Source organism: Sphingomonas bacterium, assembly GCF_903643065.1.
In the GTDB taxonomy this organism is placed as follows: Bacteria; Pseudomonadota; Alphaproteobacteria; order Sphingomonadales; family Sphingomonadaceae; genus Sphingomonas.
Genome location: NZ_CAHJWX010000165.1, coordinates 1 through 5,635, shown reverse-complemented (window position 1 = coordinate 5,635; position 5,635 = coordinate 1). Strand labels below are relative to the sequence as shown.

Annotated in this window: 6 protein-coding genes; 1 reads left to right on the top strand and 5 read right to left on the bottom strand. The window is 68.0% G+C overall.

The window, feature by feature from the left end:
• The 5 genes from HUU95_RS07205 to HUU95_RS07185 form a co-directional block, all read right to left on the bottom strand.
• Positions 1-602, bottom strand: a 602-nt coding sequence (locus HUU95_RS07205) for a class I SAM-dependent methyltransferase (protein WP_174279496.1), incomplete at its 3' end; no start/stop codon positions are given.
• A gap of 113 nt (positions 603-715) precedes the next feature.
• Positions 716-1,735: a 2-oxoacid:ferredoxin oxidoreductase subunit beta gene (locus HUU95_RS07200; protein ID WP_174279495.1), complete on the bottom strand. Its 1,020-nt coding sequence runs from the start codon at positions 1,733-1,735 to the stop codon at positions 716-718.
• Positions 1,732-2,175 (bottom strand): type II toxin-antitoxin system HicB family antitoxin, encoded by a 444-nt coding sequence (locus HUU95_RS07195; protein WP_174279494.1) that lies wholly within the window; start codon positions 2,173-2,175, stop codon positions 1,732-1,734. The genes HUU95_RS07200 and HUU95_RS07195 overlap by 4 nt, the downstream gene beginning before the upstream one ends.
• Positions 2,172-2,369, bottom strand: a complete 198-nt coding sequence (locus HUU95_RS14785) for a type II toxin-antitoxin system HicA family toxin (protein WP_174279493.1) — start codon at positions 2,367-2,369, stop codon at positions 2,172-2,174. Before HUU95_RS14785 ends, HUU95_RS07195 begins: the two co-directional genes overlap by 4 nt.
• The gene (locus tag HUU95_RS07185; protein WP_174279492.1) at positions 2,370-4,304 is read right to left on the bottom strand and encodes a 2-oxoacid:acceptor oxidoreductase subunit alpha; all 1,935 of its coding nucleotides are present in this window, start codon (positions 4,302-4,304) and stop codon (positions 2,370-2,372) included.
• 218 nt (positions 4,305-4,522) lie between these two features.
• Between HUU95_RS07185 and HUU95_RS07180 the strand changes: the two genes are divergently transcribed.
• Positions 4,523-5,587 (top strand): acyltransferase family protein, encoded by a 1,065-nt coding sequence (locus HUU95_RS07180; protein ID WP_174279491.1) that lies wholly within the window; start codon positions 4,523-4,525, stop codon positions 5,585-5,587.
• Positions 5,588-5,635: the final 48 nt, after the last annotated feature.

Here is a 5,635-nt window from a genome sequence, read left to right as displayed (position 1 = left end):
GCGAGCGCGGCGAACGAGCCCCAGCCGCAGCCGATCTCCAACACCCGATCGCCCGCCGCCGCGCCGGTGCGGGCGAGGATGGTCGCGAGCTTGCGCCGCTGCGCCGCCTCCAGCGGCTCGTCGGGCGCGGCGAACAGCGCGCTCGAATAGGTCAGGCTGTCGTCCAGCCACTCGCGGTAGAAATCATTGCCCAGGTCGTAATGCGCCTCGATGTTCTCGCGCGCGCGACGTGGCGTGTTGCGGCGGAGCCAGTGCCCGACGCGTGCCGCCGCTCGGGCGACGCCGCCCGATCGCGCCACCGCGCCTAGCGGCACGCGGTTGCGCATGAACAGCTCGAACAGCGGCACCGGGTCTGGGCTCGCCCAGTCGCCGTCTCGCCAGCCCCGATACCAGCCGATCGACCCGGCGGTGACGAGCCGCCACAGCGCGCGCCAGCGATGGACCGCGACGATCGCCACCGGCCCCTCCCCGCGCCCGCCGAGCAGGCGCTGCGTGCCGTCGGGCAGCGTCGCCCGGATCGCGCCAGCGGGCAGACCCGCGTCGACGCGGTCGAGGATGCGATGACCGGCGGAAGCCGTCGCCCGAGAGAACATGGTCGCCATCGCCGGTCGAGCTACGGAAAGTCGCGTCAAAGACACCCGATCTGTGACCTTCCGTCGGTGTTGAGGGAGCCGTTGCCCACGCTCGTGCACAGGAAAGTCGCTGTAGGACAGCCTCAGATCATGTGCGGCTGCTTGTCGACCATCCAGGTCTGGCCGGCCGACAGCAGCTTCTGCAGGTCGGGCGCCTTGCCGCGCGCGGCGGCGGCGTTCTGCTCGATCACGGCGCTGTCGAAGGTCGGCGCGGGATCGTCGAGGAGCACGCCAAGCGCCATCGGGAAATCGCCGAACGGCATCTCGACGAGCATGTGCGCCAGCCCCCGGTTGCGCTGGTCGTGCACCGCCACCGCCGGATCGTCGCCCGCCACCACGGTGAGCTGCAGGGTCGCGACGTCGAGCGCCAAGCCCTTGGTGCCGCCGGCGAAGACGAGCGGCTTGCCGTGCTCGACCCAAAGCTGGTTCTGGTCGGCGCCCTGCTTGCGGTCGGTGAAGGCGGCGAACACGTCGTCGTTGTAGACGATGCAGTTCTGGAAGATCTCGACGAACGCGGTGCCCTTGTGCGCGTGCGCCGCCTTGAGGATCGCCGGCAGCGACTTGTGGACGTCGATCCCGCGCGCGACGAACCGCGCGCCGGCGCCGAGCGCGAAGGCGCAGGGATTGGCGGGGCGATCGACCGAGCCGAGCGGCGTCGAGGGCGAGCGCGTGCCGACGCGCGACGTGGGCGAATACTGCCCCTTGGTCAGCCCGTATATCTCGTTGTTGAACAGCAGGAACTGACAGTCGAGATTACGGCGCAGCAGGTGCATCGTGTGATTGCCGCCGATCGACAGCGCGTCGCCGTCACCGGTGATGATCCACACGTCGAGGTCCGGATTGGCGAGCTTCACCCCCGTCGCCACCGCCGGCGCGCGACCGTGGATGGTGTGGAAGCCATAGGTCTCCATGTAATACGGAAAACGCGACGAGCAGCCGATGCCCGATACGAACACGGTGTTCTCCGGCCGGACGCCCAGCTCGGGCATGGTGCGCTGCACCGCCTTGAGGATCGCATAGTCGCCGCAACCGGGGCACCAGCGCACCTCCTGGTCGGTCTCCCAATCCTTGGGCTTGCTGACGAAAGGAGTCATGTCATTCATGCGGCGGACTTTCGGTAACGCTCAATCTCGTGTTCGACCGCTAACTCGATGAAACGGCCAGAGTTGATCCGCTGCTCATTCACTGCGGACAGATCAGCAATCCGCTGAACTAGATCAGCCTTCAGGCGAACGACCACCGTGCCTTCCTCGTCAGGAATATTGACCGCGATCGGTGTAATCTCAACCCACGGTCCGTTATCATCCAGATCGTCCGGGTCGCACAACCAATCGATCACTTCCTGAAGACCATGAACAGTCGGCTGAGGTATCGCGTGGCCGTAGTCGATCATTGTTTGCAGGTGTACCCCGAGCGCTTCGGCACCCATCGCGCGCACATCCTCCAGCGTGTCGCCCGCCGACGTGCAGCCGGGAAGATCACGGAACACGATGCCGTACGATCCTTCCGTCCCGCAAACAGCGCCCAGATAGGTCCGCTTCATCGCCGTCTCCTCAACGCCACTCCAGACTCCCGTTCCAACGATCTGACCGCACCCAATGGCGTGTCCTTGCGCGGATGAACCACAACCACATGACCGGGACGGCCGCCACTCACGAAGACATGATGACTGCCGTTAACACGATCAAGTATCCAGCCTTCAGCCTTCAGCAGGCGGATGATCGTCCGGCTGTCCACTCACACGTTCACCGCCGCGATGCTCGGCAGCTCGGTCGCGTCGGCGTCGACCAGCTCGCGGCCGCCGGTGCCCGCATAGTCGGCGATCGCCGCCTCGATCTCCGCGATGCGGAAGGGCTGGCCCGATACCTTGTTGAGCGGACGCGCGTCGACCAGGAACTGGTCGCGCAGCACCGTCTTGAGCTGGCCGGTGTTCATCTCGGGCACGAGGATGTGCTCGAAGCCCTTGAGCAGATCGCCCAGGTTCGCGGGCATCGGCCAGATGTGGCGGATGTGGATGTGGCTGACATCAGCGCCGCGTGCGCGCGCGCGGCGGACGGCCTGGTGGATCGGGCCGAAGGTGGAGCCCCAGCCGACCACCGCCAGCTTGCCGCCGGTCTCGCCCAGCTCGACCTGCTGGTCGGGCACCGCGATGCCGCTCACCTTGTCGCGGCGCGCCTCCGTCATGTGCTGGTGATTGGCGGGCGAGTAATCGATGTTGCCGGTGCCCGCCGCCTTTTCGATGCCGCCGATGCGGTGGAGCAGGCCGGGCGTGCCGGGCTTGACCCAGGGCCGCGCGCCCTTGGTGTCGCGGGCATAAGGCAGGAAGCCTTCCGCCGGCGGCTCGGCGAGGAAGCAGACCGGGAACGGCTCCAGCGCGGCGACGTCGGGCACGCGCCAGGGCTCGGCGGCGTTGGCGATATAGCCGTCGGTGAGCAGCATCACCGGCGTCATGTACTGCGTCGCGATTCGCACCGCCTCGATCGCGACGGCGAAACAGTCGGACGCGGAGCGCGCGGCGAGCACCGGCATCGGCGCGTCGCCGTTGCGGCCGTACACCGCTTGGTAGAGGTCGGACTGTTCGGTCTTGGTCGGCAGCCCCGTCGAGGGACCGCCACGCTGCGAGTTGACGATGACCAGCGGCAGCTCGGTCATGATCGCCAGGCCCATCGCCTCGCCCTTGAGCGCGATGCCGGGGCCGGACGAGGAGGTGACGCCGATCTGGCCGGCATAGGAGGCGCCGATCGCCGATGCGATCGCGGCGATCTCGTCCTCCGCCTGGAAGGTGGTGACGCCGTATTCCTTCATTCGCGCGAGCTGGTGTAGGATCGCCGACGCGGGCGTAATCGGATAGCCGCCGAAGAACATCCGCACGCCCGCGAGCTGACAGCCCGCGACGAGGCCCAGGCTGATCGCCTCCGCGCCGGTGACGGTGCGGTACAGCCCGGCCTCAACCGGCGCCGCCGCCACGGCATGCTGCTTCATCGGACCGGCCAGCTCGGCGGTCTCGCCGAACGCATGGCCGGCGTTGAGCGCGGCGATGTTCGCCTCCGCCAGGGTCGGCGCCTTGGCGAACTTCGTCTTGAGCCAGTCGATCAGGGGCGCGCGGTCCCGATCGAACATCCAGAGCGACAGCCCCAGCGTCCACATGTTCTTGCAGCGCAGCGCTTCCTTGTTGCCCAGCCCGAACGGCTTGACCGCGTCCAGCGTCAGCTGGCTGATGTTGAGGCTCATCAGCTGCCACTTGCCCAGCGATCCGTCGGTCAGCGGGTTGCTGGCATACTTCGCCTTGTCGAGGTTACGCTGGCCGAACTCGCCTTCGTCGGCGATGATGAGCCCGCCGGGCTTGAGCGCGTCGACATTGGTCTTGAGCGCGGCCGGGTTCATCGCGACGAGCACGTCCGGCTGATCGCCCGCCGTCTCAATCTCGATCGAGCCGAAATTGATCTGAAAGGCGGAGACGCCGAACAGCGTGCCCTGCGGCGCGCGGATCTCGGCGGGGAAATCGGGAAAGGTGGCGAGGTCGTTGCCCGCGAGCGCGGTGGACAGCGTGAACTGGCCGCCGGTGAGCTGCATGCCGTCGCCGCTGTCCCCGGCGAAGCGGACGACGACGGACTCGGGCGCGGGATGGGCGGCGGCTTCGGCGGGGGTGATCTCATGAATGGCGGATGCCATGCGGGTTCCTCTTGGCTGCTCCGCCCTTATGCCGGTCGGACGCAGGGGGAAAGCGGGCAATGGCGTAGCGGACCCAAGCGGGACTATCGTGGGGTGGTCGCGAGTGGATGTAGGCGCTGCGTCGCGCCGATGAAGGCGGCCGCTTAACTGCTTCCTCACGCCTCGCCCGATAGGTTGGGCGCGACATGAGCGGCTTACCCTCGCGCGATGACCGGCTCATGGTGCTGGACGGGATGCGCGGCATCGCGGCCGCCATCGTGCTGATCCACCATGTCGCGCCAGCCACCACGCGCTCGACTCCGCTGCCGCACGGTTATCTCGCGGTCGACTTCTTCTTCATGCTGTCCGGCTTCGTCCTCTCCCGGAGTTACGAGGAGCGGTTCCGCCGTGGCATGTCGTTTGGCGCCTTCGCAATGGCGCGCATCCGCCGATTGTATCCGGTCATGGCGCTCGCGCTCGTCATCGGCGCGGTCGCGGCTTGGCTGAACGGCATGCCTTTGTCCTTCGCGGGTATGCTGCTCGTCGCCGAGTTGCTTTTCCTGCCCGTTTTCGGCGATCCGATCCAAGGCGTTTTCGTGCTGGTCGGGGTGCAATGGTCGCTGTTTTGGGAGTTGGTCGCCAACGCGGCGCACCACCTCTTGCTGCGCCGCTTGGGGCCGGCGGCCCTGGTCGCGGTCATCATCGCCGGCCTGTCGCTGTTGATTGCCGCGGTGGCCCTTCATGGCTCGCTCGCGATCGGCGACCGGGCCGGCGATTTCCTCGGCGGACTGCCACGCGTTACGTTCTCCTACGTGATCGGCGTCTTGCTGGCCCGGCTCCAGCATCTCCGGCGACCGTCTCGGCGCGGGGTGTCCGGACCCGCGACGCTCGCCGGCCTGACGTTGCTGCTAATCGGCGCGGGGTGGGCGCCCGCCGGCGCCGCCGAGCTCGCGATCGTGCTCGTGGGTTTCCCCGTCCTGATCGTGGCGGGCGCGCGGGCGCGGCTTCCTGTCTGGGCGGAGCGAAGTTGCGCGGCGGAAGGTGTGCTGTCCTACCCGCTATACGCGCTGCACCTGCCCGTCATGAACCTGACACGCGCGATCCTGCGTGATCGCTTGATGGCCGGCGCGGCATCGTTCGCCCTGGTGCTCATGCTGGCCGTGAGCGCCGCGTTCTTGGCCGCGATCGTGCTGGACCGGCGGTGGCGGCGGTGGCCGGCGCGACGCTATCTCGCGAACGCCTCGCCCAGCGTCAGGATCACCGCGACGTGCCGCTCGGCGATCTCGCCCGCGTCGGCGCCGTAGCCGCCGCCCACCGTGCTCGCGAGCGGGACGCCGGACGCCGTGGGCACG